At 71.4% G+C, this 25,151-nt stretch carries 27 protein-coding genes; 10 read left to right on the top strand and 17 right to left on the bottom strand.

Annotated features, from left to right (window positions below; genetic code table 11):
- Positions 1-101: 101 nt before the first annotated feature.
- Entirely contained in the window at positions 102-461 is a 360-nt protein-coding gene (locus OG948_RS31585) for an MmcQ/YjbR family DNA-binding protein (protein ID WP_406299713.1), read from the bottom strand.
- 228 nt (positions 462-689) lie between these two features.
- Here OG948_RS31585 and OG948_RS31580 point away from each other — a divergent pair, with 228 nt between their 5' ends.
- From OG948_RS31580 to OG948_RS31565, 4 genes are all read left to right on the top strand, one after another.
- Positions 690-1,274, top strand: coding sequence for a TetR/AcrR family transcriptional regulator (locus OG948_RS31580; protein WP_406299712.1), 585 nt, complete (start codon positions 690-692; stop codon positions 1,272-1,274).
- Positions 1,275-1,375: 101 nt separating this feature from the next.
- Positions 1,376-2,974, top strand: a complete 1,599-nt coding sequence (locus tag OG948_RS31575; protein WP_406299710.1) for an MFS transporter — start codon at positions 1,376-1,378, stop codon at positions 2,972-2,974.
- Between the two features lie 77 nt (positions 2,975-3,051).
- Positions 3,052-3,813 carry an SDR family NAD(P)-dependent oxidoreductase gene (locus tag OG948_RS31570; RefSeq protein ID WP_406299709.1) on the top strand — a complete coding sequence of 254 codons (762 nt, stop codon included), beginning with the start codon at positions 3,052-3,054 and terminating at the stop codon, positions 3,811-3,813.
- A 396-nt stretch (positions 3,814-4,209) separates the two neighbouring features.
- The gene (locus OG948_RS31565; RefSeq protein ID WP_406299708.1) at positions 4,210-4,344 is read left to right on the top strand and encodes a hypothetical protein; all 135 of its coding nucleotides are present in this window, start codon (positions 4,210-4,212) and stop codon (positions 4,342-4,344) included.
- An 87-nt stretch (positions 4,345-4,431) separates the two neighbouring features.
- On the opposite strand, the gene OG948_RS31560 is transcribed toward OG948_RS31565, so the two are convergent.
- On the bottom strand, positions 4,432-5,256 hold the full coding sequence (locus tag OG948_RS31560; RefSeq protein WP_406299707.1) for an alpha/beta fold hydrolase: 825 nt from the start codon (positions 5,254-5,256) through the stop codon (positions 4,432-4,434).
- Positions 5,257-6,102: 846 nt separating this feature from the next.
- On the opposite strand from OG948_RS31560, the gene OG948_RS31555 reads away from it, so the two are divergent.
- Positions 6,103-8,511 (top strand): LuxR C-terminal-related transcriptional regulator, encoded by a 2,409-nt coding sequence (locus OG948_RS31555; protein WP_406299706.1) that lies wholly within the window; start codon positions 6,103-6,105, stop codon positions 8,509-8,511.
- Here OG948_RS31555 and OG948_RS31550 read toward each other — a convergent pair.
- The 9 genes from OG948_RS31550 to lxmK all read right to left on the bottom strand — a co-directional run bounded on the left by OG948_RS31550 (position 8,463) and on the right by lxmK (position 17,909).
- Positions 8,463-9,689, bottom strand: a complete 1,227-nt coding sequence (locus OG948_RS31550; protein ID WP_406299705.1) for a M16 family metallopeptidase — start codon at positions 9,687-9,689, stop codon at positions 8,463-8,465. The genes OG948_RS31555 and OG948_RS31550 overlap by 49 nt on opposite strands.
- Before the next feature lie 116 nt (positions 9,690-9,805).
- Positions 9,806-11,026 (bottom strand): M16 family metallopeptidase, encoded by a 1,221-nt coding sequence (locus OG948_RS31545; RefSeq protein WP_406299704.1) that lies wholly within the window; start codon positions 11,024-11,026, stop codon positions 9,806-9,808.
- Between the two features lie 59 nt (positions 11,027-11,085).
- Positions 11,086-11,850 (bottom strand): hypothetical protein, encoded by a 765-nt coding sequence (locus OG948_RS31540; RefSeq protein ID WP_406299703.1) that lies wholly within the window; start codon positions 11,848-11,850, stop codon positions 11,086-11,088.
- The gene (locus tag OG948_RS31535) at positions 11,847-12,815 is read right to left on the bottom strand and encodes an ABC transporter ATP-binding protein (protein ID WP_406299702.1); all 969 of its coding nucleotides are present in this window, start codon (positions 12,813-12,815) and stop codon (positions 11,847-11,849) included. The genes OG948_RS31540 and OG948_RS31535 overlap by 4 nt, the downstream gene beginning before the upstream one ends.
- On the bottom strand, positions 12,808-13,017 hold the full coding sequence (locus OG948_RS31530) for a PLDc N-terminal domain-containing protein (protein ID WP_406299701.1): 210 nt from the start codon (positions 13,015-13,017) through the stop codon (positions 12,808-12,810). The genes OG948_RS31535 and OG948_RS31530 overlap by 8 nt, the downstream gene beginning before the upstream one ends.
- Before the next feature lie 12 nt (positions 13,018-13,029).
- Positions 13,030-14,799: an ABC transporter ATP-binding protein gene (locus OG948_RS31525; protein ID WP_406299700.1), complete on the bottom strand. Its 1,770-nt coding sequence runs from the start codon at positions 14,797-14,799 to the stop codon at positions 13,030-13,032.
- The gene (locus tag OG948_RS31520) at positions 14,747-15,793 is read right to left on the bottom strand and encodes an LLM class flavin-dependent oxidoreductase (RefSeq protein WP_406299699.1); all 1,047 of its coding nucleotides are present in this window, start codon (positions 15,791-15,793) and stop codon (positions 14,747-14,749) included. Before OG948_RS31520 ends, OG948_RS31525 begins: the two co-directional genes overlap by 53 nt.
- Complete coding sequence (locus OG948_RS31515; RefSeq protein ID WP_406299698.1) at positions 15,793-16,779, bottom strand: T3SS effector HopA1 family protein; 987 nt, start codon at positions 16,777-16,779, stop codon at positions 15,793-15,795. Before OG948_RS31515 ends, OG948_RS31520 begins: the two co-directional genes overlap by 1 nt.
- On the bottom strand, positions 16,779-17,909 hold the full coding sequence (gene lxmK, locus OG948_RS31510) for a class V lanthionine synthetase subunit LxmK (protein WP_406299697.1): 1,131 nt from the start codon (positions 17,907-17,909) through the stop codon (positions 16,779-16,781). Before lxmK ends, OG948_RS31515 begins: the two co-directional genes overlap by 1 nt.
- A gap of 341 nt (positions 17,910-18,250) precedes the next feature.
- Here lxmK and OG948_RS31505 point away from each other — a divergent pair, with 341 nt between their 5' ends.
- Positions 18,251-18,412, top strand: a complete 162-nt coding sequence (locus OG948_RS31505) for a hypothetical protein (RefSeq protein ID WP_406299696.1) — start codon at positions 18,251-18,253, stop codon at positions 18,410-18,412.
- 163 nt (positions 18,413-18,575) lie between these two features.
- On the top strand, positions 18,576-18,737 hold the full coding sequence (locus OG948_RS31500; protein ID WP_406299695.1) for a hypothetical protein: 162 nt from the start codon (positions 18,576-18,578) through the stop codon (positions 18,735-18,737).
- A 243-nt stretch (positions 18,738-18,980) separates the two neighbouring features.
- On the opposite strand, the gene OG948_RS31495 is transcribed toward OG948_RS31500, so the two are convergent.
- The 3 genes from OG948_RS31495 to OG948_RS31485 form a co-directional block, all read right to left on the bottom strand.
- Positions 18,981-19,337 (bottom strand): hypothetical protein, encoded by a 357-nt coding sequence (locus OG948_RS31495; protein ID WP_406299694.1) that lies wholly within the window; start codon positions 19,335-19,337, stop codon positions 18,981-18,983.
- Positions 19,338-19,384: 47 nt separating this feature from the next.
- Positions 19,385-19,933: a TetR/AcrR family transcriptional regulator gene (locus OG948_RS31490; RefSeq protein WP_406299693.1), complete on the bottom strand. Its 549-nt coding sequence runs from the start codon at positions 19,931-19,933 to the stop codon at positions 19,385-19,387.
- Between the two features lie 136 nt (positions 19,934-20,069).
- Positions 20,070-20,789 carry an SDR family NAD(P)-dependent oxidoreductase gene (locus tag OG948_RS31485; RefSeq protein ID WP_406299692.1) on the bottom strand — a complete coding sequence of 240 codons (720 nt, stop codon included), beginning with the start codon at positions 20,787-20,789 and terminating at the stop codon, positions 20,070-20,072.
- 68 nt (positions 20,790-20,857) lie between these two features.
- Here OG948_RS31485 and OG948_RS31480 point away from each other — a divergent pair, with 68 nt between their 5' ends.
- The gene (locus tag OG948_RS31480) at positions 20,858-21,484 is read left to right on the top strand and encodes a MarR family winged helix-turn-helix transcriptional regulator (RefSeq protein WP_406299691.1); all 627 of its coding nucleotides are present in this window, start codon (positions 20,858-20,860) and stop codon (positions 21,482-21,484) included.
- A gap of 61 nt (positions 21,485-21,545) precedes the next feature.
- On the opposite strand, the gene OG948_RS31475 is transcribed toward OG948_RS31480, so the two are convergent.
- Positions 21,546-22,535, bottom strand: a complete 990-nt coding sequence (locus OG948_RS31475) for a helix-turn-helix domain-containing protein (protein ID WP_406299690.1) — start codon at positions 22,533-22,535, stop codon at positions 21,546-21,548.
- Between the two features lie 139 nt (positions 22,536-22,674).
- Here OG948_RS31475 and OG948_RS31470 point away from each other — a divergent pair, with 139 nt between their 5' ends.
- The gene (locus tag OG948_RS31470; RefSeq protein ID WP_406299689.1) at positions 22,675-23,235 is read left to right on the top strand and encodes a VOC family protein; all 561 of its coding nucleotides are present in this window, start codon (positions 22,675-22,677) and stop codon (positions 23,233-23,235) included.
- A gap of 57 nt (positions 23,236-23,292) precedes the next feature.
- Here the strand turns inward: OG948_RS31470 and OG948_RS31465 are convergent, their stop codons facing one another.
- A complete protein-coding gene (locus tag OG948_RS31465) occupies positions 23,293-23,700 on the bottom strand; it encodes a VOC family protein (protein ID WP_406299688.1) in 408 nt (135 codons plus the stop codon).
- Positions 23,701-23,788: 88 nt separating this feature from the next.
- Entirely contained in the window at positions 23,789-24,322 is a 534-nt protein-coding gene (locus tag OG948_RS31460) for a DUF6817 domain-containing protein (RefSeq protein WP_406299687.1), read from the bottom strand.
- Positions 24,323-24,547: 225 nt separating this feature from the next.
- On the opposite strand from OG948_RS31460, the gene OG948_RS31455 reads away from it, so the two are divergent.
- Complete coding sequence (locus OG948_RS31455; RefSeq protein ID WP_406299686.1) at positions 24,548-25,132, top strand: hypothetical protein; 585 nt, start codon at positions 24,548-24,550, stop codon at positions 25,130-25,132.
- The last annotated feature ends 19 nt before the right edge of the window (positions 25,133-25,151 follow it).

Below are 25,151 nucleotides of genomic sequence, written 5' to 3'. Positions count from 1 at the left end.
GGGACGGCCGGAGGCCCGAGGAGCCCGGTCACCCGAGGACGGCCGCAGGCCCGAAGGACTCCGGCCCCGACACGGGAACCCGCCCGAGCCCGCGACTCGCCTCAGGAGCCGACGCCCGGCTCACCGTGTTCCGCCGCCAGTCGCTTGGGCGCGGTGAGCCGCCACGCGTCCACGACCATCGCGCGCAGTTCGTCCTCGTCGTCCACCGCCGACAGATGCACGCGGATCCAGTTGCCCGTGTCGTCGTGCCCGTCACGCAGGAAGAACTTGTCCGGCTCGGCCTGGATCAGCTCGGCGCGCTCCTCGATCGGGCACTTCATGCCCATCGACGCGTCGTCCTCGCCCAGCCAGACGAAGATCTTGCCGGCGACCCGAAACGTGGGCATGCCCCACGCGAGCTTCTCGGTCGTCGAGGGCAACGCGAGCGCCAGTCGACGCACGTCGTCCGCGGTGGCTGCCATCGCCTTACCTCCATCAACCCGTACTTCCGGCCCCCCGGCCGCCGAGGACGCCGACTGCCGCCCGGTCCGGGCGAGTCGGCCGTGCTTGCGACAGGGGCCGACGGCACACGACGGTCGCCCCGACGACCGACTCGCACCCTAGCCAACCGACCCGACACCGGCCCGCCGAGCGCAAGGGGAGTCATGCTTTCTTGACCACTCGTTCTCGAATGACCTAGAGTCGCACTCGTGGCCAGGACCAAGGAATTCGATCCCGACGCCGCCTTGCAGGCCGCTCTCGAACTCTTCTGGGAGCGTGGCTACGAGGCGACCTCGATGGCGGACCTCGTGGCTCGCCTCGGCATCGCCCGAGCGAGCATCTACGCGACGTTCGGCAACAAACACGACCTCTACCTCGCGGCGCTCGACCGCTACCGCGAGAGCCGCAACCCGGAGCTGTTCGAGGAGTTGTCCCAGCCGGGCCCGGTGCTGCCGGCCGTCCGGGCACTCGTCGAGCGGTTCGCCCGGCAGGCGTCCGAGGAGCCGACCCGGCTGCGCGGCTGCTTCCTCACCAACACCGCCGCCGAGCTGGCCGCGCACGACCCGCGCGCGGCGCGGATCGTCGAGCACGGCTGGAGTCAGATGGAGACCAATCTGACCGTCGCGCTCACCCGGGCCAGGGCGCAGGGCGAGCTGGGCCCGGATCGGGATCCGCAGGCCCTCGCCCGATTCCTGCTGGTACTTCTGCAAGGAATGCGCGTGGTCGGCAAGGCCGGCCCCGACTCGCTGCGCCTGCGCGACGCGACGCAGCAGGCGTTCACCCTGCTCACCTGAACGACCCCCGAACGGCGCGGCACTCGTCGCACCACCGGACACGCGCGCCTTGATTCCAGAACGATCGATCTGTAAAAGTTGACGGCAACGGGGGTACCGGCATGACAGGCCTGACCGGAATGGCCGGGAGCAGAGGCACGGACACGGGCACAGAAACGGATACGAGAACGGGCCCGACCACGGGCCTCGGCTCACAAAGCAACACGAGCACACTCGCCGCCGCCCCCGTCCCCTCCCCCGCCCCGGCCCCGGCTCCGCGCGCCACCCTCGCCTTCCTCCTGCTCGGCACCGTGCAGGCCACGCTGATCTTCACCATCACCATCATCGGTGTGCCATTGCCCGACATCGGCCGGGAGTTCGGCCTGGGGTCGGCCGATCTGGTGCTGGTCAGCGCCGCCTACGGGTTGCCGTTCAGCGGACTGCTGTTGTTCGGCGGTCGGCTCGCGGATCGGTACGGCGGGCGCCGGATGTTCACGACGGGCCTGGTCGTGTTCGGCCTCGCGTCCATGGTCGCCGCGTTCGCGCCGGGCTTCGCGGTGTTGGTCGCGGTGCGCTTCGGGCAGGGCCTCGGGGCGGCGTTGACCGCGCCGGCCGCGATGGCGGTGCTGCGCGCGGTATACCCCGAACCGGGCGCGTATCGGCGGGCGATGGCGACCTGGGGCGGCCTGTCCGTACTGGGCGCAGCCGTCGGCAACCTCGCCTCGGGCGTGCTCACGACGTGGGTGTCCTGGCGCTGGATGTTCGTCGTACCGGTCGCCGTGGCCGTCCTGGGTCTGCTCCTGACGCCGGGTCTCCTGCCGGCCGGGCGCCCGACGTACGGCGAGCCCGCCGACGGGACGGCGGCCCCGTCCGGCCGTCGCCCCGGGCTCGACCCGATCGGCGCGATCCTGGCCACGGTCGGCATCACCGTCACCGGGTACGGCCTGACCGTGACCGGCGACCACTCGTGGGCGTCGGCGGCCGTACTCGTCCCGCTCGGCGTCGGCGTGAACCTGCTCATCGCGTTCCTGACGGTCGAGCGCCGGGTGACCGATCCGCTCCTGCCACCGGGCTTCGTCGGTGATCCGCGCCGGATCCTGGGGCTGGTCGGGGTATTGCTCGCGGCGACCGGCACCGGCCTGATCAGCTTCCTGATCTCGCTCTACCTCCAACAGGGACGGGACTGGTCGCCGCTCGCGACGGCAGGCGCGTTCGTACCGTTCACCCTCGCGCTGATCGCGACCGGTCGCGCCGCCGGCCCGCTGATCACCCGGTACGGCCCGAGCCGCGTCACCGTGCTGGGCCTGCTGATCGGCGGCGCGGGCCTGCTCCTGCTCGCCCGCCTGGACGACCGCAGCCGTTACGCCCTCGACCTCCTCCCGGGCCTGGTCCTGCTCCCCGTCGGCGCCGCCCTGATCTTCGCCGGCACCGCCGTCCTGGCCACCCGGGACATACCCGTCCACCAGGCGGGCCTGGCCGGCGGCGTGCTGAACACCGCGATGGAACTGGGACCCACCGTCGGCCTGGCCGCGCTGATGTCGGTGGCCGCGACCCGCGGCGACGTGATCGTCGGCTACGCGTGGGCCTTCGGCACGGCCGGAGCGGTCTTCCTCGCGGCGGCCCTCGCGGCCCTCGCGGCCTTCCGCCCGGCCCGCGGCCGGGACCACGACCGGGACCACGACCACGACCACATCCCGGAGCCCGACCCCCGACGCACCTGACCGGCGGGGCACCCACACCCGTCGACTCCCCGACCCACTCACCACACACCCGACCCGCAAGACTCTGGAGAACCACCATGTCCACACGTTTCACCGCCAAGACCGTCCTCGTCACCGGCGCCGGCTCGGGTGGCGGCCGGGAGGTCGCACTCGCCTTCGCCCGCGAGGGCGCCGCCGTCGTGGTCGCGGGCCGCGGTGCCGCGCCGCTGGCGGAGACCGTTCGCCTGATCGAGGCCGAAGGCGGCCGAGCCGCGGCCGTCACCGCCGACGTCACCGACTCGGCGAGCCTGGCCGCGCTCGTCGCCCGTACCGTCGAGCTGTTCGGCGGCCTCGACGTCGCCGTCAACAACGCCGGCGTGATCCTGGGCAAGGGCCCGCTCGGCGACGTCGACGAGGCGGACTTCCGGGCCGTCCTGGACATCAACGTGACCGGCACGTGGTTGTCGATGAAGCACGAGATCGGCTACATGCGGGCCAACGGCGGCGGGGCGATCGTGAACATCTCGTCCAACCTCGGCGCGCACTCCCGGCTGGCCAATGTCGGCGCGTACGTCACGTCCAAGGCCGCCGTCAGCGCGCTCACCCGCAACGCCGCGCTGGACCACATCGGTGACGGTATCCGGATCAACGCGGTCAGCCCGGGCCCGCTGGACACCACCATGTCGCTGCGTTCGGGTGAGACCGAGGCCGGCCGGGCGGACCGGATGAAGGTCGAGAACCCGTCCGGCCGGATCGGCACGCTGACCGAATTCGCGGCGGCCGTCCTGTACTTGGCCTCCGACGAGGCCGGCTTCGCGGTCGGCACCGACCTCGTCCTCGACGGCGGCGCATCGGCCTGACCCCGCTCGCCCCCGCCCGCTCCGAGCTCCGGCCCGGCCGCCGTCCCACCGACCCGGCCGGGCTTCGGCACGCTCCGGCGCTTGCGCCCCGCACCCGCACTCGCGCGCCCGCACGCGACCGTGCCCGTGCCCGTGAAAATGTCCCGCTCTCCGGCCGTCAGAGACCCGAGAGCGCCACAGGGCCGAGAGACCGTACGCCCGAGACGCCACGCCACGCCGTGCCGGCCACAAGCCGTGCCCGCAAGCCGCCGGCGCGTCAGCCCGTCGCCGGCACCACCAGGTCCAGACTCGGCCGGATCGCCGCGAACGCCCGCTCCACATGCTCCGCCAGGCCCGGCCCCGCCCCCTGCTCGGTCCATTCACGCTGCGCCCAACCACGCTCGGGGACGGCGGCGCGTGGGCCGAACTGCGCGCGGCGACCTCGACCCGCGGATCTCCTGGCACGGCCCGTGGACCAGGATCGCCGAAGCCGCCGAACTGCTCGCCGGCCGCAGGCTCGGCGGCAAGGCGGTCCTCGACGTGACGTCGTGAGGGCCGAGCGGCCCGGCCCTGTGACTTCCTGAGGACGGGCGGCCCGGCCCCGTGACGTCGTGCGGCCCGGAGCCCGGCCCCTACTTACTACTTGCGCTCGAGGATCGGTGCCAGGGCTTCGGCGGTCTCCTCCGGCCGCATCGCGTAACTCATGTGATCGCCCGGGAACTCGGTGACCGGCAGGTCCAGACGCTCGGCGAGCAGCGCCGTGGTGCGGTAGAGCAGCGTCTGGACTCCCTCCGCTCCAACAGCCGTCACCAGTGGTGCGCCGCGCAGAGCGGTGAGATCCGGTTCGAAGCGGCTGAACGCACGCAGTTCGCAGGAGAAGTTGAACTCCACGTTGGCCTGGACCCGTTCGAGCAGCTCCCGGATCGACGCGGGCATCTCCGCCGCGGGCTCGGGCGGGGCGGCCACCCCTAACAACGTGCAGAGTTCGTCCATCGCGGCCCTCGCGCCGCCGGTCACGAACAGGTCGCACACGGCGTCGAACCTCGCGTGCCACTGTTTCGGTTCGGGCAACATGCCGAGCACGAGCGGCTCGTGGGCGACCAGCAGTTCGACGCGCTCGGGATGACGGGCGAGCAGGTCGAGCCCGATGGCGGCGCCGGTGCTGCTCCCGAAGATCGCCGCCGGTTCGGCGGTGAGCTCCCGAAGCAGCCGGAACGCGTCGTCCGTGTGCTGTTCGACCCGCAGCTCGACCCGCTGCTCCTCGGGCGGACCGGTGAGCCGACTCCGGGAGTTGCCGCGTCGGTCGTAGGTGACGACCGTACGTCGGTCGGCGAAGCGATCGGCCAGCCCCGCGTACAGGGCGGTGTCTCCGTTGCTGCCGTTGATCATCAGGAGGACCGGCCCGGAGCCGCGCACCTCGTAATAGAGGTCGGCTCCGGGAACGGCCAGGGTGCCGGAATCCATCAGATCTGCCTTCCGTACGAGAACCCCTTACAGACCAACGCTACGGATGCCACCGACGCCCCGTCCGGCGAACCGACTTTCCCACCCGGTCCCGACCGGCGAACCGACTTCCCACCCGGCCCCGTCCGCGGCCCGCTTCCGGCCGCTTCCCCACCACACCGGAACCTGCCGAGGCTTTGCCGTGGTGTGACTCACCGTCGCCCCCTCGTTTCATCGGGCGATGTAATGTGACGACCAAGGCCGAGGACTCCCCTGCATTGCGCGCGAGTGTCGACAGCCTCCGGATCGTCGACCGGTCGGTGGGGAATCCTCGCCGACGCCCCCGACCTTCGCGCGCCCATCACGATGCCCGATCATCCGGGCGTCTCCATTGTCGACCCACTGGTCCGAACCACTGCGCCGAGTACGGGGACCGGCCCGCAGTGCACACACCGGTACGGCATCCCGACGCGTTCGTCGCACCCGTGAAGTACGGTCGCCGGACCGACCACGAAACCCATCGCACGCGTACGGACACCTCGACCGCCGGGTCGCATCCGTCCGACTCCCGAAGGGGTCACATCGTGAACGTGTTCTCGAGAGCACCTCCGCCTCGCCGTGCGGACCCATGACGGACCGTGGAAACCAGGCCATGGCGGGACCCATACCGATCCATGGAGACGCGTGCGGGGCCCGATCACCATTCGGCCGTCCCGTGGCCACCGGTTCCACGTCGGATCCCGGCGGGGGTGCGGGGCCGGGTCCGGAAGGTACGAAGAGTGTGGACACTACGAACGGGGGTGCCTTGTGGGGCGCACGATCATGGCCTCTACCGGGGGACGATTCGAATTCCGTCACAAAAGAAACGTGCTGGAAGCGGTGCAATCCTGGCTGGCCAGCGAGGGGGAGTCCAGGGCGCTGGCGATCGCCGGCCCGGTCGGGATCGGGAAGACCACCTTGCTCACCGACGTGGCCGAGTACCTCGCCACCGTCGACGACACCATCGTCGTGTCGAGTCCGGTCACGGATACCAAGACGGCCAGATATCTCGCCGACAAGGCGCGCGTCACGGCACGTCGATCCGAACCCGCGACACGTGTCGTATTGCTCGTGGACGACTTCGGCAGGCTGGATCCCGCCGACGGCGGGGCACTTCTCGACCTCAACGGCTCGTTCCCGCAGATCCGCGTGATCGTCGCGATCACCCACCCGGGTCGGTGCGAGAACACGATCACGGTGCCCGTCGCCCCTCTCGCCGAACCCGCGGACGAACTCGGATCCGCGACCGACGGGATCGTCACGACCGAGGCGGCGCGCTTCTTCGCCCACTGCCTGCGCCGGCACAACCCGGCCGCCGAACTCACCCGCGCGGACCTCGACGCGGTCACCCGGATCTGTGCGAGTTCCTTCGGCATACCGTCGGACATCGCCGCCCTGGCCGACCTGGTCGATCGACACGGGTTGGCCGCGGTGGCCGCTGCGGTGCGTGAGGACGGCCCGCGGCACCGCCTCGGCGAACTCTTCGACGACACCGAAGTCCGGGTCGACCGACCTCCCTTGCCCGTCGACGCCTCGTTGTCGACGGACGAGATGGTCGTGCTCGCGTCGGTGTTCACCGCCACCGGAGGAGCGAGCGCGCACATGTTGCGGCAGACCCTCCCCCGGTGCGACATCGGCGGGCTGACCCGCTCGCTGGTCGCGCGCGGTCTCGTCTTCGAGTGCGTGCTGCCCGGCACGGACGGCGCCGGCGAACCCTCGCGCCGCCATCACCTGCGGGTGACCGGGCTGCCGGCGGCGAACTGGTGCGCGATCCAGCCCGAGATCTCCCTCCCGGCCATCCGACAGGCCCAGGCCGACCATCTCTCCTCCCGGATCCGGGATCTGTCCGCTCACCTGTGCTCTCCGGAACAACCGCTCCTGCTGGCCGAGTTCCGCCACGAATGGCGCAATCTGCGGTGCAGCGTCGAGGAGTTGATCCACACCGGGCGACACGCGCAGGCCGTCACGCTGATGTGGGACGCACTGCCGCTGCTCGCCCGTACCCATGGGATCACCGAACTGCTGCCACAGGTCCTGCGGGTCATCCGCGAGTACACCCCGACCGCCGCCGAACCTCGGGTCGCGTTGTACAAGTTGGCGACCTACGTGCTGGCGGTCGCGGGGGAACAGGAAGCCGCAGCCGTCTGCTTCGAGCAACTGCCCCCGGCCCGCTCACCGGACCCGACCGAGGTCTCGGCGGATCCCGATCTGACGCTGCTCGACATCCTGGTGGCCGAGGATCCCCGAACCACGGAGGGGACCGAGGCGGCGTCCGCCTGCTTCGACGCCGACCGAGCACGCAAGGACCTGGGGCGGTTGTGCGAATCGGCGCCGGAGTACTTCGGTCGCCTGATCCGCGACCAGGATTTCGCCCGGGTCGAAGCCCGCTGCCGAGCCGCACTCTTCGAGGCCACCCGCTGCGGCGACGACTACGCCGCCGGCCTCCTCCTGCTGTGGCGAGCCGCCGCGGCGGCCGGTACCAAGGGGGCCGGCGGACCGCGCCCGTACGTCGAGCGCGCCCTGGTCAAGTTGGGCCCCCTGGGTCCGGAGGCCGTGCTGTCCGCCATCGGCAAGCTCGTCGACAATCGCCATCTGCGCGATCTTCGCCGAAGCGGCGCTCAACTCGCCATGGTCCTGGGCGCGTTGGGCCGGGCCGACTGGCCGTGGACCGACGGTCTACCGACCGGCGCCGCCATCCTCCCGGACCTCTCGGATCGGCTGGCCCGACGCATCGGCGAACGTACGCTGGAGCGGTGGTCCCAGGCCGGCGAGTCGGTCGACCTGGTGGATCTGCTCTGCCGGATCCTGCCGGCCGGGCCGCCCGAGTCCGCGTCCGACAACACGCACGAAGTGCCGGAGGGCGTGACGCCTCCCGGGGAAACGATCGACACCACGCAACTGCGGGAGAAGTTCGGACTGACCCCGCGCGAATCGGAGGTGGCGACCCTGGTCGCCACCGGTCTGACCAACAAGCAGATCGGTCACCGCCTGCGGATCTCCGAATGGACCGCGGTCAACCACCTGCGGCAGGTCATGCGCAAGCTGGAGTGCTCCTCACGGGTACAGGTCGCCAACTGGGTCCGTGACCTGGACGCCACCCTGGGCAGCCTGCGCCCCCGACCCGCCGTCGCCGGCGCGCCGGGCGCGGGCGCCGTCCCGGACTTCCCCGTGCCGGGCCCGGCACGGCTTCAGGCCCGCTCCAGGTCGGCGACCTCGGAGGCATCGGGGTCGAACTGACCGACGACCGCCACGTGCAGTCGGCGCGGATCGACGAGGGTGCGCAAGTCCTCGTCGAGCCGCGCCGGCTCCAGGGTCCGGATCGCCTCGAGATGGCCGTCGATGAAGGACGGTTCGATTCCGCACGAGGTCAGCTCCGCGTGCTGCTGGGCCAGCGCCAGCGTGGTCTCGTACGTCTCGGCGGCGGCTTCGACCATGCGCTCGCGAACCCGGGCGAAGCGCACCGGGTCGACACCCTCCTCCAGGGTGCGCGTCAGCACGCCTCGGATCGCCGCCAGCGCCTGTGCGGTGTGTCCGGCGGTCACCGATCCGGCGATCACGAACAGGCCGCCGCGGAAGTAGGGAACGAAGCGCACGTCGATGCCGTAGCTGATCCCGAGTCGACCGCGCAGTTCGGCGTTGACCAGCGCGTCCGGCCCACCGCCGAACAACTCGGCCGCCACCCGGGCCGACGGCCACCGGGGGTCCAGACGGTCGATGGCGAAGCAGCCCAGCATCAGCCGGGTCTGCTCGCCGCCCTGCCCGGCCCGCCAACTCAGCTTGGGCCCACCTCCCGGCGCGGGCGGCCGATCCACGACCTCGGCGCACTCCCCACGCGGGAAGTGCGCGAAGGACTCCCGGACCGAGGCCTCCACGTCCGACGAAGCCAGGTCGCCCACGATGATCATCGTCATCCGCTGCGGCCCGACGTGGCGCCGATGCAGCGACACGATCGTCTCCCTGGTCAGGGTCTGCCACGAGCGGGCGGTGCCGCCCACCGGCCGCGCGTACCGGTTCGTCGGGTCCAGTACCGACTCGCTGAACAGCTTGTTGGCGAGCGCGGCCGGGTGGTGCGGTTCCATCTCGCGTTCCGCGGCCAGCCGCCCGCGGCATTCCTCGAAGGAGGCCCGGGTCGGTTCGAACCGCATCAGCATGGCGGCCAGCGCGTCCAGCAGTCGCGGCACCTCGGTCACCGGGCAGTCGGCGATCACCTTCGGGCCCCGGTGATCGCACCCGGTGGTGATCGCGGCGCCGATCCTGGCGGCCTCGCCGACCGAACCGGTCCGGGCGTGCGGTGCGTTGCCGAGCAGCATCGCGGTGTACGCGGCCACGGCTCCCTCGCCGGCCGGCTCCTCGACCTCCGTCGGCAGGTGGATCACCACGGCGATCGTCGCGACCAGCCGGCCGGGCACGTCCACCACCCGCACCGTAAGGCCGTTGTCGAGAGCGAACGAGCGCGAGCGCGGAAACCGCCACGGTGACCCACCGGCGATCCGCCGCCTTCCCTGTGCCGCCTTCACACGATGTGCCGCCTTCACACGATCCATGACGTCCCCCGGGGGTCCTCGGCGTGGAAGGCCACCAGCGCCGGTTCGCTCAGATGCCGCGACGCGATCCGCGCCACGTCTTCGGCCCGCACCTCGTGGATCGCCCGCAGTCGCCGCATCGGCCGCGTCGCGTCGCGCTCCCACGCCTCCCGGTGGCACAACTCCTCGGCGCAGGAGCGGGCCCGGCTCAGCACGGCCAGGTACTCCTTGCCGCGCCGTGCGCGAGCCGCCTGCAACACGCCCTCGTCGAGGCCCTCGCGGGCCGGGGCGGTCCAGCGCGCGGTGAGGTCTTGATCGAGGCGATCCAGGTCGACGCCGGCCGGCACCGAGACCTTGACCAGGCCGATGGAGGAGCCGGTCCCGCAGCGCACGTGTTGGGCCACCGCGCCCACGACGCGGTGCTCGCGGACGAGTTCGGCGTCCAGCAGCGACCAGGCCGAGCCGGCCAGGGCGGCCATGGTCACCTCCGCGGCCACGGCCAGGCGCTCGCCCTCGGGAGGCAGCGCGAACGTGTACCGCAACAGGGCGGTGGGCGAACCCTCCCGGACGTCCTCGCGGCGCGGCCCCGCGATACCGGCGGGCCCCACGGGGGTGTGATCCGGCGAGCGGCGTTCGCTCGCCAACCCGGCGAGCCGGCGGCCGGCCAGGTCGAGCGCGTACTCCGGTTCGACCGAGCCGACGATCGTCACGATCACCGGTGCTCTCGCGTAGGCGTCCTCGACGAACTCCTCGACGTCGTCGGGCGTGATCGCGGCGATCTCCCCCGGCCGTCCCATCGGCGGCAGGCCGAAGGCGTGGTCCGGGCCGAAGAGCAGCCGCAGACCACGCCGTGCCCCGGACCCGAAGGCGGCCGATTCCTCACGCTGACGGATCTCCTCCAGCACCACCCGGCAGTGCCGGTCCAGCGCCGAGGCGGTCAACTCCTCGGTGCGCGGTCGCAGTCGCCGCACCGCCTGGTCGAGCAGGGTCGGCAGCGCGTCGGGCGATCCGGTGCCCACGTACACGGTGCGCTCGAAGGCGGTGGTGGCGTTGGCGGATTCGCCCCGGTGGGTGACCGCCGCATCGTCCCCGGCGGCCCCGAACAGGATGTGCTCGACGACGTGCGCCAGACCCGATCTGCCCGGCGGGTCGTGCAACGAGCCCACGCCGTGCCACACGTTCACGGCGACGAACCCCAGTCCCGGATCCGGGCGGACGACGACCGTCACGCCCCGAGCGACGCGACGTCGTAACACCTCGAAGGGCAGGTCCGTCCGGGCCGGCGCGGTCATCGCACACCTCGCCGGCGGGCGGTCAGCCGCAGCGCGAGCGGCACGCCGATCGCGGCGACGGTCGCGGCCACGGCGAGCGCGGGCAGCGCGGAGTCGGGCGCGGGCTTGCCGTACAGATCGCTCGGCAGTGTGGTCAACCGGGAGGGCACCCAGTGGGACAGCGCCCGTACCCCGCCCAGGACCGGCATCAGCAACACCGCGGCGATGGTCGCACCCGCCGTACCGAGCGCGCTGCCGAACCGGGCGGAGGCGATGAACGCCAGGATGACGCCGAAGGACGTGTAGGCCAGGCCCAGGCCCCACGTCCGCACGGTCGCGGACGGGTCGGGCGCGCCCAGCAGGGCCCAGGTCTCGTACCACGCGAACAGGAAGCCGAGGCTGTAGGTCGCGCCGGTGGTCAGCAGCGTGATCGCCAGTCGTGGCACGAGCACGCGACTCACCGGGGCCCTGGTGCGGTAGAAGACCGAGAGCGGAGGGCGCGCGTCCAGGCAGACGGCCAGGGCCGTGACCACGACACAGGCGACCAGGCCCAGTTGCATCGCGCTCCGCTGGAAGCCCAGGATCCCGTCGGCCGGGACGGGATCGGCGACCGTGACGGTCACCGTCGAACCGTCCGACAGGCGCGCGAAGATCGCTCGCGCGTACCGGGCCGTGAGCGGTCCGCTCGCGCCCAGGAACAGATACAGGAACGCCAGTGCGAGCAGTCGGCGGGTGCGGGTGATCCGCAGGACCTCCACCCGCCACGGGGACAACCCGTTCACCGTTCGTCCTCCCGCCGTCGATCGCGGCCGGTCAGTGCGAGGAACGCCGATTCGAGATCGGCGTCGACGGGCACCAGACTCGACACCCGCGCGCCGACCTCGGCCAGCAGCCCCACCAGGAGTTCCGCACCCTTGGCGACGGTGCGGAACTCGATGTCGAACTCGTCGACCCCGCGTCGGCGCACATCCCGCACCGCGGCGTGCCCGGACAGCACCCCGACCACCGGCCCGGCGTCGTGGGTGAGGGTCACCCGCCATGCGGGGCGCAGGTGTTCGTCGATCAGGACCCGGGGCGGGCCGGTGAACAGCAGCCGTCCGGCGTCCATGACGGCGATGGTGTCGGCGACGCGCTGCACGTCGGCGAGGGTGTGACTGGACAACACCACGGTGCGACGCGTCCCGAGCCGGCGGATCAGCGACAACATGTCGGCGCGGGCGACCGGGTCGAGCGCGCTGGTGGGCTCGTCCAGCACCAGGACATCGGGGTCCAGGATCAGGGCGGCGGCGATGCCCAGGCGTTGGGTCATGCCGCGCGAGTAGCCGCCGCAGCGCCGCCGGGCGAACGCACGCACGCCGGTGCCGTCGACGACCTCGTCGTACCGACCCGGGTCGAGTCGCTCGCCCGGGCGGGCCAGTGCGAACGACTGCCGCACCACCTCGGAGCCGGTGAGCCAGGGCTCGAACTCGGCGGCATCGGGGCACAGCGCCGGCCGGCCCGTCACGGTGACCGTGCCGGCGTCGGGCTCGATCAGGTCGCACAGCAGGTTCAGCAGGGTGGTCTTGCCGGCGCCGTTGGGCCCCACCAGTGCGAACACCTGCCGGCCGGCGATTTCGAGGTCGACCCCGCGTACGCCCACGTCACCGCGGTAACGCTTGACCAGAGCGTGGAAGACGACGGCCGGCCGCAGTTCGGGAGGTGCCTGGGCCGTGGGACCCGGCCGGCGCAATGCCTGCGACTCAGGCATCGCCACCGCCCGCGGGCACCGACGGCGAGCGGCCCCACAGCAGATACACGATGCCTCCCAGGGGGATCGAGAAGAGGATGACGACGCCCCACACCCACTTGGGCAAGTGCCGCGGCCCATCACCTCGGGCCAGGTCGTGGAGGCAGTACCCGACAAATGCGACTCCGAGGAGGAGCAATGGCGCGATCGCGGCGATGGGCATGTCATCCCTCGTTCAGGCCGGCTGCGTCGACAACGGTGTCGGATCGGCCTCGGCCTCGGCTTCCCCCGAGGTCCGGGCCAGCGCCTGGTAGGCCGCGCACGTGGCCGACAGGGTCGCGTGGTCCCCCACGCCCACCACACGTCCCGCGTCCATGACGACGATCGAGCGTGCCGCGGCGACCGTCGACATGCGGTGCGCCACCACCAGTACCGCCCGGTCGCGGCCCAGGCGTTGCAGCAGTTCGACCAGGCGTGCCTCGTTGCCACCGTCCAGATGCGCGCTCGGCTCGTCCATCAGCAGGATCTCCGCCTCGGTGAGCAACGCCCTTGCGATGGCCAGCCGTTGCAACTCCCCGCCGGAGACCTGGACTTCCTCACCGAGCACGGATTCGAGGCCGGCCGGCATCGCCCGGACCACCTCGTCCAGGCCGATCGCGCCCAGCGCGGCGAACAACTCCTCGTCCGAGGGACGGTCGTTGCGGCCCAGGCACAGGTTCTCCCGGATGGTCGCGTGCAGGATCGTGCCCGCCTGCTCGACCAGCGCGATGCGGCGCCGGGCCTCGGTGAGCGGCCACGTGCGCAGTGCCGTGCCCAGGAGTTCGACATGCCCGCCGACCGGTTCGACGAAGCGCTCGATGACGTTGAGGACCGTACTCTTGCCTGCTCCCGAGGGGCCCACCAGCGCCAGCACGCCGGTGCGCGGAACCTCCAGGGACACCTGCTTCAGCACCCGGTTCCCGGACAGGACGACGTCCACGTCCAGCAGCCGCAGCGCGGGGGCGTCCCGGCGAATCTCGGGGATCCGGCCGCTGTCCAGCGGTTCGGTCTCGGCGCCCAACACCTCGTCGAGGCGGGCGAGCGCGGCCTTGCCGACCTGGATGCGCCCGGCGCCCTGCGCGAGCGTCATCAGCGGGTTCACCAGCTGGAACAGGTACATCAGGAACGCCACGAAGTCGGCGACACTCACCGTCCCGGACGTCATCCGGGCCCCGCCGGTGGCGAGCACACCCACGATGGCGATCTGCTGACCGAGCCCCATCAGCGGGCTGATCGCGGCCTGCGAGCGGGCCGAGCGGGTCGCCGCGGCGGCGGCCTCGTCGGCCTGTCGTTCCAGCGGCGCCACGGCGCGGTCCTCGGCCCGGAACGCCTTGACGGTGGAGGCGATCATGAACACCGACTGCGCGGTCTGGGCGAGTCGGCCCAGCGCCACCTGCTGTTGTTGCGCGCCCTTGCGCATGCCCACCAGGAAGGCGCGGATGGCGATCGAGGCCACGGCGAAGGTGCCGACGGCAACGAGCAGCAGCGCCCAGTCGAGAATGGCCATCACGATGAGGTAGGCGACCACCATGACGAACGAGACCGGCAGGGCGGTGACGCCGGTGTCGGTGAGCGCCCGCAACTGCGCGGCGTCGCCGCCGATCCGCGACACCACCTCACCGGTGCCCAGTCGGCGAATCCGCGCCAGCGGCAGCCGCACGGTGTGCCGAGCGAGTGCGATCCGCATTTCGGCGACCGCGCGTTCGCCGACGGAGCTGAGCAGATAGGCGGACCAGCCGCCGGCGAACGCACCGGCCAGCACGCACGCGGCGAGTTCGAGCACGATCGGCACCAGCCCGGTGTGCCGACTCATCGCGGTGATCAGTCGCGAGATCAACAGGGGTGCGACGATCCCCGACGCCGCCGACACCAGCGCCAGCAGAACGGCGGCGATCAGCCGCGCCCGGCGGCGATCAACCGACGCGATCAACAGCCGCAGCGACGGCGACTGACTGCGGCTGCGCATCCCGGTCTCCTTCCTGGCGAGGGGAGGAATCGAGTGTGTCCAGTGCGGCGAAGATGTCGGTGAGGTCGTCGATGGCGGCCCGCAGGCCGTACATGTTGCTCACCGACGTGGGATTGACGACCACCTCGTCCACACCGATCGCGTGATACTTGGCGATCTCCGCGGCGATGTGCGCCGCGTCGCCGTACACGTAGACGCCGGCCTGGACCAACTCCCGCGCGCCGGAGACCGGGTCGGAGGCGTGCACGTCCAGACCGGCCTGGCGGAGCATGTCGGTGTAGTGGTCGGCCTGGAGGTGGCTGATGCTGCCGTGCTGCGCGAGCAGGTTGGGGTTGCGTCCGGGGCGCTCGACGCCGGCGTGCACGACCGAGACGATCCGCGGCGGGGCCTGCACACCCTCGGCTCCGCGAGCCACCGCCGGCATCACCACGTCCCGGATGTAGTTCACCGGGGTGAGCCACGTCATCGCCAGGTCGCTGGTGCGGCCCGCGACGCGGGCCATCGCGGGGCGCAGCACACCCGTGCCCATCTCCACCTTCGGCGTGTCCATCGGCGGCAGCCGGGTGTGTACGGAGAACAGGTCGCCGTCGTGCGCCACGGCCTCGTTGTTGGCCAACCTGCGCGCGACGTCCACGAACTCCCCCACCGCGGCGGCGGGTTTGGTATAGGCCTCGCCCTGGACGCTGCGCACGTACGCCGGGTAGGCGGCGCCGTAGCCGATGGCGACGGGCTTGCCCATCAGCCGGGCCAGCGAACGCGCCTGGAGCGCCGCGTCGTAGGGGTGGCGCAAGACCATCAGGGCGACCGCCATCCCCACCGAGATCCGGCAGCCGGTGCCCGCGAGGTAGGCCAGGGCCGGGTGGGACTCGATGCGCAGCGACTGGCCCAGCCACAGCCGCTCTGCCCCGATGTCCTGGACCAGTCGGCCGAACGGCACGATGGCGTCGGGGTCGGTGGGTTGCTGGGGGAACATGAAGGATACCCGGTGTGCCATCAGCCGACCTCCTCGGCGGTCGAGGGACGCCACTGGGGACTGTCGCCGTTGCGGTACGGCGCGAGCGGTTCGGCGCCGGATTCGATCAGCGCGTCGGCGACGGCCGTGTGCAGATCCGCGCCCGCGTACACGTGCGCGGCGACCGCGGCGGCGATCGCCGCCGTGCGGTGTTGGCCGAAGCTCATCCGGTCCCAGCCGATCCGCGAGTCCCGGGGATCCCAGGCATAGGAGACCCCGCCGGTGATCGGCGCGGTCAACACCGAGTAGTCGGAGCGCAGTCCGGGCAGATGCCGGACGGCCTCGACGACGCCGTCGACCGCGGACCACGCGTCCGGTCCCAGGTAGAGCACGATCGCGTCCCGCCGGGGATATCCGGCCGCCTTGGCCAGGATCTTGGCCCGGTAGGCCACCGACCGCGACTCCAGGTGGGTGAGTACTGCCTGCCATACGGTGGGCGCGGTCGCGGACTCGTCCAGATGCAGGTAGAGCCGAAGGACGTGTCCGGCGACCGCGGGTCCGCCCACCGAGCCGTTGACGAGGAAGAATCCCGGGGACAACGCCGGGCGTACGGCCGGTAGTTCGAGCGCGGTGACGGTGCCGATCCCCGGTAGCGGGCGAGGTCCCTCGTCCTCGGGGATCCGCAGCCGCACCCGGCCCACGTCGAACAGCACGTGCCGGCCGAGCGGGCCGTCCAGGAGGCCCGATCGCACCACGGCCTCGGTCCTGCTGGTGCGGTGCGGGGTCGCCTCGCGGAGCAGTTCCTCGAAGGGATGGTCACGACGTACGTCACGCGCCTCTGTGCGCCTGCCGGAGCCGGAATGCCAGTGTCGATACAACGCGGCGGAGAGATCCCGGCGCAGGTGCAGTTCGCTGTCGTAGGAGATGGTCTCGTCGCCGACCGTGACGGTGCCCTGCTCGGGGTCGATGCCCAGGGCGTCGACGGCGTGTGCCAGGGATGCGTGCAGTCGGGTGTACGTGGTGGGCATCAGATCACGCCTCGGTCGAGTCCGATGGAGGGTGCGAAACGTTCGGGGTGGGTGAGGGCGTTGCGACCGATGCCCGCCATGCCGCGTTCCGCCGCGGTGAGCTTCGCTCCGTGCACCGCGCCGGCGAGCAGGCGGTCGAAGAAGTGCCAGCCCGCGTATCCGGTCGCGCGTACGGCCAGCCCGTCGTCGATCTCGGCGAGTTCCCGGTATCCCGCCCAGAACCGGGCGATGTGGCCCTGGATCTTCTCCAGTTGACGTTCACCGTGGGCCAGGATGGCGTCGTGGGCCGCGCCCGGGGACAGGCCCGCCTCGACATCGAGTTCGGCGAACATCCTTGCCGCGCAGTGGTGCAGGAACTCGCCGACGAATCCGCCGACGTCACGTGCCGGGTCGGAGTATCGGAACTCCTCCCAGTCGATCACGTGGACGTCGTCGCCGGCCAGCAGGAACTGGTCGAGCCTGATGTCGCAGTGGGTGGCCGCGGTGGGCGCGTCCGCGGTCATGTCCCGCAATCGCTCCAGGGCCCGGACGAGTTCCCGGTCGTGCTGGAGCATCGCCCACGCCTCCACCTCCCCGCCGCTGCAGTTCGCGTAGTCGTCGGAGGAGAGCGCGTAGAAGGCGGTCAGTGCCTTGCCCTCGACGATCTCCTCGATGTCCAGGGGAATCTTGGGTAGTCGGTGGATCTCGGCGAGGACCCGACCGAGTCGGTGGGCGAGTTCGACGGTGAACTCGTCGCCGGCGAGCAGGTCCGAGGCGGCACGCGACTCGGGCAGGTGATCGAACACCAACAGCGACTGCTCGCGGTCGGCTCCGTGGAAGCGTGGTGTGGCCGCCTCGCGTTGGGGGTGGGCGGCGATGACGTCCTGGTAGGCCAGCAGGCGGCTCATCCGGGCCTGCACCTGGCGTCGGTCGCCGCGCAGCCGCTTCACGAAGAGATCGCCGGCGTCGGCGGTGGGCACCCGCCAGTTGTCGTTGCGACCCACATAGCCCTGCATGTCCGCGACGAGGGGTTCGGCGCCGCTCAACGCGGCGACCGCGCGTACGAACTCGTCCGGGGACTCCAGTGGGGCCGCCTGGATGACCCGGCCACTGCTCCGGGTCGCAGGGGCTACCTGCTCGGTTGCATTCATGAGCCGCACTCTAAGTACCCGGCAATACCCCCCGGGATGACAGGAATTCGCTATCTCGATGGCAACCGGCAACAGCCGGCAGAGACCTGCCGGGCCGTTGCTGCCACTGCGTCCGGGAGCGCGGGCGCTCCCGGCAGACACTCGTCATGTCCCGGAGTCCGCTCGACTGGTTCAGTGGCAACTGCCCCGGACGCCGGTAGTCCGCGGCGGGCGGGACGAGGGTTCGCGCGGTACGACGCCCGGGCCTTGGTCCGCACGTGCACCGGCACGTTCACCCAGCAGGTTCGACAACGCCGTTCGTCGGCGACCCCGCCGAACGGGCGAGAGCGAAGGAAGTCATCATGAGCGATCTGTTCGCCGGTTACGCCAACTACGCCTCCACCGAGGCGATCCTCCAGGAGCGCCTGAGCGCCTCCGCCGGGGACGCCGGCCCGGACTCGTCGATCACCGTCACGGTGTCGGCGTCGTGGTCCTGGAGCATCACCTTCACCTGGACCATCTGACGCCGATCGCCGCCGGGCGATCGAAGTAGCTCGAACGGCCCCGGCAGCCTGGATGGTTCGGACGGTCGAGGGTGGTTCGAGCAGCGATTCGGGTGCTTCGCACAGTTCAGCGGTCGGGCAGCGACACGTCCCGATCCAAATCCCGATCCAAGGAGTGATCATCATGAGCGATCTGTTCGCCGGTTACGCCAACTACGCCTCCACCGAGGCGATCCTCGAGGAGCGCCTGAGCGCCTCCGCCGGGGACGCCGGCCCGGACAGCTCGGTGTCCCTGTCCCTGTCGGTGACGCTGAGCGTCACCTACAGCTGGTCCTGGACCTGGTAGTTCCGTGATTCGGTAGGGGTGCAAGGCCCCGCGGCACGGCATCCTCGACGGGCGCGAGCCGGCGCCCGCCGAGGATCCGGTGAACCGGTGTCGCCGAACCCATGAGAACCGGTGATCCGGTGATCCGGTATTCCGACCCGGCGCTGCCCGGTCCGACCCTCAGGGGTGGGCCGGGCAGTGCCCGTTCCGCGACCGTCGAGGCGACATCACCCCGCCCACCCACGAACTCGGGTAGCGCGGACGTCAGTTCGCCGTGACGGCGCTCTCGATCAGGGCCACCGTCGCCCGCGGGTCCGACACCTGCACGACCAGCCGGGCGTACTGCTCGTCGGCCAGTTCGATGACCACCGCCTTGCCCGCATCACGCACGTCCCAGAAGATCCGCTCGCCGTGCACCCGGTAGCTCCCGGCGGTGATCAGGCCCGGAATGTGTGCGCCGGGCGAGCGGAATCCCTTCCGTTCCTTGATGATTCCCGGATCGGCGGTCGCACCGCGAACGTGGCCCAGGGGGAAGGTCAGTCGGCTCTTGAGTGCCCAGAGCTTGTCCAGGCCCTCCATCTCCACGATCAGGCTGCCGCCGTCGATACTGACTTTCGCCATGCCGGCTCCTTGCGGGTGAGAGTGGCTCGAGGGTTGGGTCGGCTGTTTCATATCCGTTCCAGGCGCTCCGCCAGGGCATCGCCGGCCCGATCGACATCCGCGCTCGTCGTACCGGCCCTGGCCCGCATCCGAAGCCCCAGGATCACCGAGGTGAGCCCCATGGCCAGGATGCCGGACTCGGCGGGGTCGCCGGCACCCACCGAATGGGCGGCGGCCCGATCCAAAGCGACGAACGCCTCGTTCACGATGTGCGCCACCTCGGTGTCCACCGGGGCACGCTCCATCGCGGCCAGCAGGAGCAGATCCAGGCCGACCCCTTCGATCGGGGCGGCGAGGGCCGCACGCAACGCCTGCACGGGATCCACGGCTTCGGCGACGCGCGCGATCAGCGGCGCCACGTCGTGCTCCACCGACCGACGCAGCGCGGCCAGATACAACCCGCGCTTGCTGCCGAACGTCTTGTACAGACTGTTGCGATGCACACCGAGGCAAGCCACCAACGTGTCGATGGAAGTGCCGTCATAGGTCCGCTCGGCGAACAGCAGCGCCGCCGAGCGGATCACTTCGACCTCGTCGAATCCCCGTGGTCGTCCCATATCCCGACCATACGCATTGAGGAACGTTCAGTCAAGAACGAACATTCCTTAATTCGCTCGCCCGGAACGATCGGGGTGCTCGGCCGGATCGCGGGCGCGGCACGTCGTCCGTCGCCCACGACCTAGTCCGCCGACTTCAACGGCTCTTGTACGCACCGCCGTTGACGTTCAGCACCTGGCCCGTGACGTGCCTGGCGGCGGGCGAGGCGAGGAACGCGACGGCGCCCACGATGTCCGCGGGCGAGCCGGCCCGGCGGACCGACGTCGCGGCGACCAATCGGCCGCGCCGCTCGTCGGTGAGGTTGTCCCGGAAGAACTCGGTGTCCGCGATGTAGCCGGGGGACACCACGTTGGCGGTGATGTCGCGCGGGCCGAGGGCGTCCGCCAAGCCGACGTTCCAGGCGGCCAGTCCGGCCTTGGCCGCGCCGTAGGAGCCGGACCCGGTGTCGGCGGCGATCGAGCCGATGCCGATCACCGCGCCACCGGCGGCCAACCGGTCCTCGACCGCCCGGGTGGTCAGCGCGGCGCCGACCAGATTCGCGTCCAGGTTGGCCCGGAAGGCCCGGGCAAAGGCCGCCAGGTCGTCGGCCCCGCCGTGGTCGAAGTCGGTATTGCCGCCCGCGTTGTTGACCAGTACGTCGATGCGTTCGGGCAGTTCGGCCACCAGTCGGGTGAGCGCCTCGGGGTCGGTGTGGTCGCACACCAGCGCCCGGGCGCCGGTCTCCTCGGCGGCGACGGCCAACGGCTCCGCCCGCCGACCGGTGATCGTCACGGCGTCCCCGAGCGCGGCGAAGTGCCGAGCGACCGCGAGCCCGATGCCGGTGCCGCCACCGGTGACGAGGATGTTGCGTGCCATAGGATGACCTCCACGTCGTTCGTTTAGATCTAAATTCAGGTCTGAACGTAACACCCGAAGGAGGCCCGATGGCAACCGAGAATCCCGAGGACCGGCCCGACGCCGGCACCGAGGCGGGTGTGTCGGCGAGTACGGCGAGCTTCCGGGACGGCGAGGAACGGGTCGGACACAGCGTCGAGGAGATCGCCGCCGCGTGGGAGCGGGAGCGGCCCGGGACTCCGGTGTCCTCGATCGGGATCGTCACGCCGATCTGGCGCCTGGCCAAGTTGCTCGGGGACGACCGGCGCCGGGTACTGGCCCGGGCCGGGGTGGACACCGCGACGCTGGACCTGCTCAGCGTGCTGCGCCGCAGTGGGCCGCCGTACACGTTGGGCACCCGCGAACTCGGTCGACGCTCACTGGTCACGGCGGGCGCCGTGTCCCAACGGGTCGCCCGCGCCGAGCGCGAGGGGCTGGTCGTACGGCGGCCCGGGCCCGGTCGAACCCGGTCGGTCGAGGTCGAACTGACCGAGGCGGGGCACGCGTTGGTCGAGGCGACGGTGGATCGGGTACTGACCCGCGAGGCCGAGCTGATCGACGGGCTCACCGCCGATCAGCAGACGCAGCTCGCGGGTCTACTGGCGATCCTCTTCCGCGATGTACAGCACAGGCTGGGCGACGACCGGCTCAGCCAAGTGGGTGACGAGCACGCCTGACCGGGCCACGCCCTCGGACGCCACCGCCCCGCCCCGCCCACGCGCGGCGCCGTGGATCCGCCTACCCCCGCGCCCCCGTCGCCGCCACGCGCGCTCCCGGAGTCGTCGACACCGCGTCCACCGGTCGCGTCTCGGTCGACCCACCCGTCACGTACGCGATCGTCTCCGCGTCCGCCGGCGTGCACACCAGCACCGTGGTCTCCGGAGCCTCCGCCGGCATCAGCAGCGACATCGCGAACCGCAACGACACACCTCGCGGATCCCGGCCTTCGCCCGCCCGGCCGCCGTCCACCACGCCGGACCGCTCGGCCTGCGGGAACGCGGGTACGCGACCCGCCGCCCGCGATCGACCGTCGGCCCGGGTCGCCGTCCCCCACACCCGCACCGTCCGGGCCGTGAACACGCCCACCGCGCGGCAGTGCCACCACGCCGCCAGGTCCGGGCGCGCGGTGCGCAGGTCCGCCGTGACCGCGCGGTCGCGCGCGTCGTCGGGGCGGGTGCGCAGGTGCCGGACCAGGTCGAGCGCGACCGTCTCCCGCTCGGGGAACCCCGGCTCGTACGCCGGATCGGTCAGCAGCATGAGCAGCAGATTGCGGCGCTCGGTCGGCACCGCGCCCGGGTCGGGCCAGGTCGCACGCCAGGCGTCGTTCCAGGCCAGCACGTCCAGCGCCCGATCCAGCACCAGCGCCGGGGTGGCCGGCCAGCTCTCGACCATCGCCCGGAGGCCGTCGGCCGGGGTCGCGCTCGGGCCGGCCGGTACGTGGAAACCGGCGAGTTCCAGGACGTGCCGACGCGCGTCGGCGTCCAGGCGCAGCGCCCGCGACACCGCTTCCAGGACCTGGCGCGAGGTGTCCACCCGGCCCTGTTCGAGCCACGTGTACCACGCCACTCCGACCCCGGACAGCGCGGCGACCTCCTCGCGGCGCAGACCCGGTGTCCGACGGCGCGGCGATCGGGGCAGTCCGACGGCTTCGGGGGTGAGCAGTTCGCGATGGGCGCGCAGGAACCCGCCCAACTCGCGCCGGCGATCCGGCTCGTCCTCGGTGGCCATCGGCCCAGCCTATGACCGTTGGTCACCGTATGAACCGGAGCCTGCCCCGGCCGCGGCGACGCCGCGAGGGTGGTGGACGTACCGATGAACGCCGCCGGCTCCGATCGGCCCGGCACACAGCCAAGGGACCCCGATACCGATGACCACCGAACCGACAACCGGACCGACGACCGGACCGACCACGGGACCGACCACCGGATCGGCTGCCGGACCGGCTGCCGGACCGGCTGCCGAACAAACAACCGGACAGACGACCGAAGCGACCACCGAAACCGACCCCGCCGCCGACATCATGTGGCGCCGCAGCAACGACTCGTCCACGCTCGCCACGCCCCGCGCGTTCCTGCGGGTCTTCGTGGAACCCGGCGACCTGGAGCGGGCGACCGCGTTCTACGAGGAGCTCCAAGGCGTCGAGCGCGACATGTGGTTCACCTTCCGGGAGTTCGGCATCGCGCTCTCGGCGGTCGGCGGCTTCCTGCTGATCGAGGGCGAGGCCGAGACGGTCGAGCGGTTCCGGTCCACCACCGGCACCCTGCTCGTCCCCGAACTGGCCCCCTACCTCGAACGCCTGACGGCGGCCGGCGCCGAGATCACCGAACCGCCGCGCCGCGTACCCACCGGCGCCGGCCTCACCGCACGGCACCCCGACGGCACGATCGTCGAGTACGTGGAACACCGCCCGACGCCGGAAGGCCGCTGAACCGCACCGAGCCGCCCGGGATCCCCCGCACGTGGTCTCGGCATCCGGATCCCGGCGTCACACCACCCCGCCGGCCTCCTGATCGGCCGGATACACCGAGATCTCCACCAGATTCCCGTCCGGATCCCGTACGTACACGCTGTCGATCGGCCCCAGCGCGCCCGTCCGCCGCACCGGCCCCTCCTCGATCGGCACTCCCGCGCGGAGCAGGTCGGCGGTGATCGCGGTGAGCGGGGGTTCGGCGACGAAGCACAGGTCCGCGCTGCCCGGGGTGGCGGCGCGGGCCTTCGGCTCGAACTCGGCACCCGCCCGGTGCAGGTTGATCTTGCCCGCGCCGAACCGCAGCGCGTGTCTGTCGTCGCCGAACGTCACCGGCTCCATGCCGAGCACGCCGGCGTAGAAGTCGATCGTGGCGCCGATGTCGGCGACGGTCAGCACGAGATGGTCGAGCCGTTCGATACGCATGATTCTCCCTGGACACCGTTCGCCCGTCGGATCGGCGACCCGACACCGGACCGGCGGGCTCCCCATCACTACCATCCGGTCGCCGGTTCTACCGGCTGCTGGCCTTCGTGTTCGCGAGCACGCGTTCGCACTCGGCCCACGCGGGGGGGCTGAGCAGCGGGCGGAAGCCGGTGAGCAGGTCGAGGAGGGCCGCACCCCAGCGCGCGTGGGCCTGCGGGTCGATCTTGACGATATCCAGTTCGTTGGCCGCGGTGAGCTCGGCGAAGTCGCGGCGCTCGGCCTCCGTGGGCCGGTAGGTCCGGCCGGTGAATCGATCCCGGAAGGTGCCGTCGACGAGCGTGCCGTGGCTGGCGGCCCGGTCGCAGCTCGCGTAGAAGTACACGATGCGCTCGGCGTCCACGCCGATCCGGCCGGCGAGTTCGGCCCGGCGGTCGAGTGGGAGCAGCGCGGTCGCGAAGCCGTCGGTGCCGTAGAACGCGTGGCACTGGCCGGCGCTGCGCAGTTCGGGGCGGGCGCCCCAGGTCTCCAGCAGTGCCTCGACCCTGCTCAGATGGGCGAGCAGGGTTCCCCCGGGATGTTCGATGCGGTCCCCACCGAGCATGCGGATGTAGTCGACGATCATGTGCCACCCCTTGCCATGTAATGGGTCGGCGCCGATGGTTCGGTGGCCGCCCGATGACCTCGGGTTCACGATAGCGCTGACGGACCGTCAGATCCCAGGGGCTCGGGAATACACGTTGCGAGGTGTTCGGGTTCGGCCCGGCGATCACAATGCGGGGAATGACGGCATGGTCGTCCGCTTTGTGGATAGCGTCGAGGTCTGCTGCGAACGAGTACGGAGATCACCGTGGGACCGGATCAATTCTGTCTGGTGTTGTTGCGACGCATGGGCGATTACCAACCCGACCTGGTCGCCGACGCCGTCCGCGAGTTGGAGTTCACCCGCACCCGGATGCGCGAGGTCAACGCGCAGTGGCAGCGCATGGTGCGCTCCCGCTCGGTCGGCGGCTCGGGCCGCGCGTACCGGGCCGCGCTCGGCGAACCGGCCGGCCGGGCCGAGCGCAGGATCGGGGATCTCACCGCCGACGCCCAGTGGTGGGTGTTGCCGCTGTGGCCGTGGTCGCGCTTCGAGGTACTCACCGGCCCCGACGGGCGGGTCTGGCAGGAATGGCTGGTCAGAGCCGATCCCGCCGGCATTCCGCCCGTCGAGACGGTGGCCGACCTGCGGCCGTGGGAGTTCGTGATCGGCGACGTCGCCCACGCGTTCCCGCAACTGCGCCATGTGGAGGGGTCGGCGCCGAGCCGGTGGGGGAGCTTGATCACCGAGGGTGAGGCGACCTACCGTCTGGAATTCGTCTGGGGCCTCCTCCAAAACGTCACACGCATCGACGCGGCGACCGACCCGACGACCCCGGCCGAGCAGGCGGGGTAGCTACTCGGCGGACGAGCTC

This window comes from Embleya sp. NBC_00888, from assembly GCF_045207655.1.
Classification (GTDB): domain Bacteria; phylum Actinomycetota; class Actinomycetes; order Streptomycetales; family Streptomycetaceae; genus Embleya.
This window is presented reverse-complemented; position numbering and strand designations above follow the sequence as displayed.

What these genes read in the sequence shown, in the direction of transcription:
- OG948_RS31585 (WP_406299713.1), bottom strand. Translation starts at nt 461, where the DNA reads ATGGCAGCCACCGCGGACGACGTGCGTCGACTGGCGCTCGCGTTGCCC.
- OG948_RS31575 (WP_406299710.1), top strand. Translation starts at nt 1,376, where the DNA reads ATGACAGGCCTGACCGGAATGGCCGGGAGCAGAGGCACGGACACGGGC.
- OG948_RS31570 (WP_406299709.1), top strand. Translation starts at nt 3,052, where the DNA reads ATGTCCACACGTTTCACCGCCAAGACCGTCCTCGTCACCGGCGCCGGC.
- OG948_RS31560 (WP_406299707.1), bottom strand. Translation starts at nt 5,256, where the DNA reads ATGGATTCCGGCACCCTGGCCGTTCCCGGAGCCGACCTCTATTACGAG.
- OG948_RS31535 (WP_406299702.1), bottom strand. Translation starts at nt 12,815, where the DNA reads ATGCCTGAGTCGCAGGCATTGCGCCGGCCGGGTCCCACGGCCCAGGCA.
- OG948_RS31530 (WP_406299701.1), bottom strand. Translation starts at nt 13,017, where the DNA reads ATGCCCATCGCCGCGATCGCGCCATTGCTCCTCCTCGGAGTCGCATTT.
- OG948_RS31525 (WP_406299700.1), bottom strand. Translation starts at nt 14,799, where the DNA reads ATGCGCAGCCGCAGTCAGTCGCCGTCGCTGCGGCTGTTGATCGCGTCG.
- OG948_RS31520 (WP_406299699.1), bottom strand. Translation starts at nt 15,793, where the DNA reads ATGGCACACCGGGTATCCTTCATGTTCCCCCAGCAACCCACCGACCCC.
- OG948_RS31515 (WP_406299698.1), bottom strand. Translation starts at nt 16,779, where the DNA reads ATGCCCACCACGTACACCCGACTGCACGCATCCCTGGCACACGCCGTC.
- lxmK (WP_406299697.1), bottom strand. Translation starts at nt 17,909, where the DNA reads ATGAATGCAACCGAGCAGGTAGCCCCTGCGACCCGGAGCAGTGGCCGG.
- OG948_RS31505 (WP_406299696.1), top strand. Translation starts at nt 18,251, where the DNA reads ATGAGCGATCTGTTCGCCGGTTACGCCAACTACGCCTCCACCGAGGCG.
- OG948_RS31500 (WP_406299695.1), top strand. Translation starts at nt 18,576, where the DNA reads ATGAGCGATCTGTTCGCCGGTTACGCCAACTACGCCTCCACCGAGGCG.
- OG948_RS31495 (WP_406299694.1), bottom strand. Translation starts at nt 19,337, where the DNA reads ATGGCGAAAGTCAGTATCGACGGCGGCAGCCTGATCGTGGAGATGGAG.
- OG948_RS31490 (WP_406299693.1), bottom strand. Translation starts at nt 19,933, where the DNA reads ATGGGACGACCACGGGGATTCGACGAGGTCGAAGTGATCCGCTCGGCG.
- OG948_RS31485 (WP_406299692.1), bottom strand. Translation starts at nt 20,789, where the DNA reads ATGGCACGCAACATCCTCGTCACCGGTGGCGGCACCGGCATCGGGCTC.
- OG948_RS31480 (WP_406299691.1), top strand. Translation starts at nt 20,858, where the DNA reads ATGGCAACCGAGAATCCCGAGGACCGGCCCGACGCCGGCACCGAGGCG.
- OG948_RS31475 (WP_406299690.1), bottom strand. Translation starts at nt 22,535, where the DNA reads ATGGCCACCGAGGACGAGCCGGATCGCCGGCGCGAGTTGGGCGGGTTC.
- OG948_RS31470 (WP_406299689.1), top strand. Translation starts at nt 22,675, where the DNA reads ATGACCACCGAACCGACAACCGGACCGACGACCGGACCGACCACGGGA.
- OG948_RS31465 (WP_406299688.1), bottom strand. Translation starts at nt 23,700, where the DNA reads ATGCGTATCGAACGGCTCGACCATCTCGTGCTGACCGTCGCCGACATC.
- OG948_RS31460 (WP_406299687.1), bottom strand. Translation starts at nt 24,322, where the DNA reads ATGATCGTCGACTACATCCGCATGCTCGGTGGGGACCGCATCGAACAT.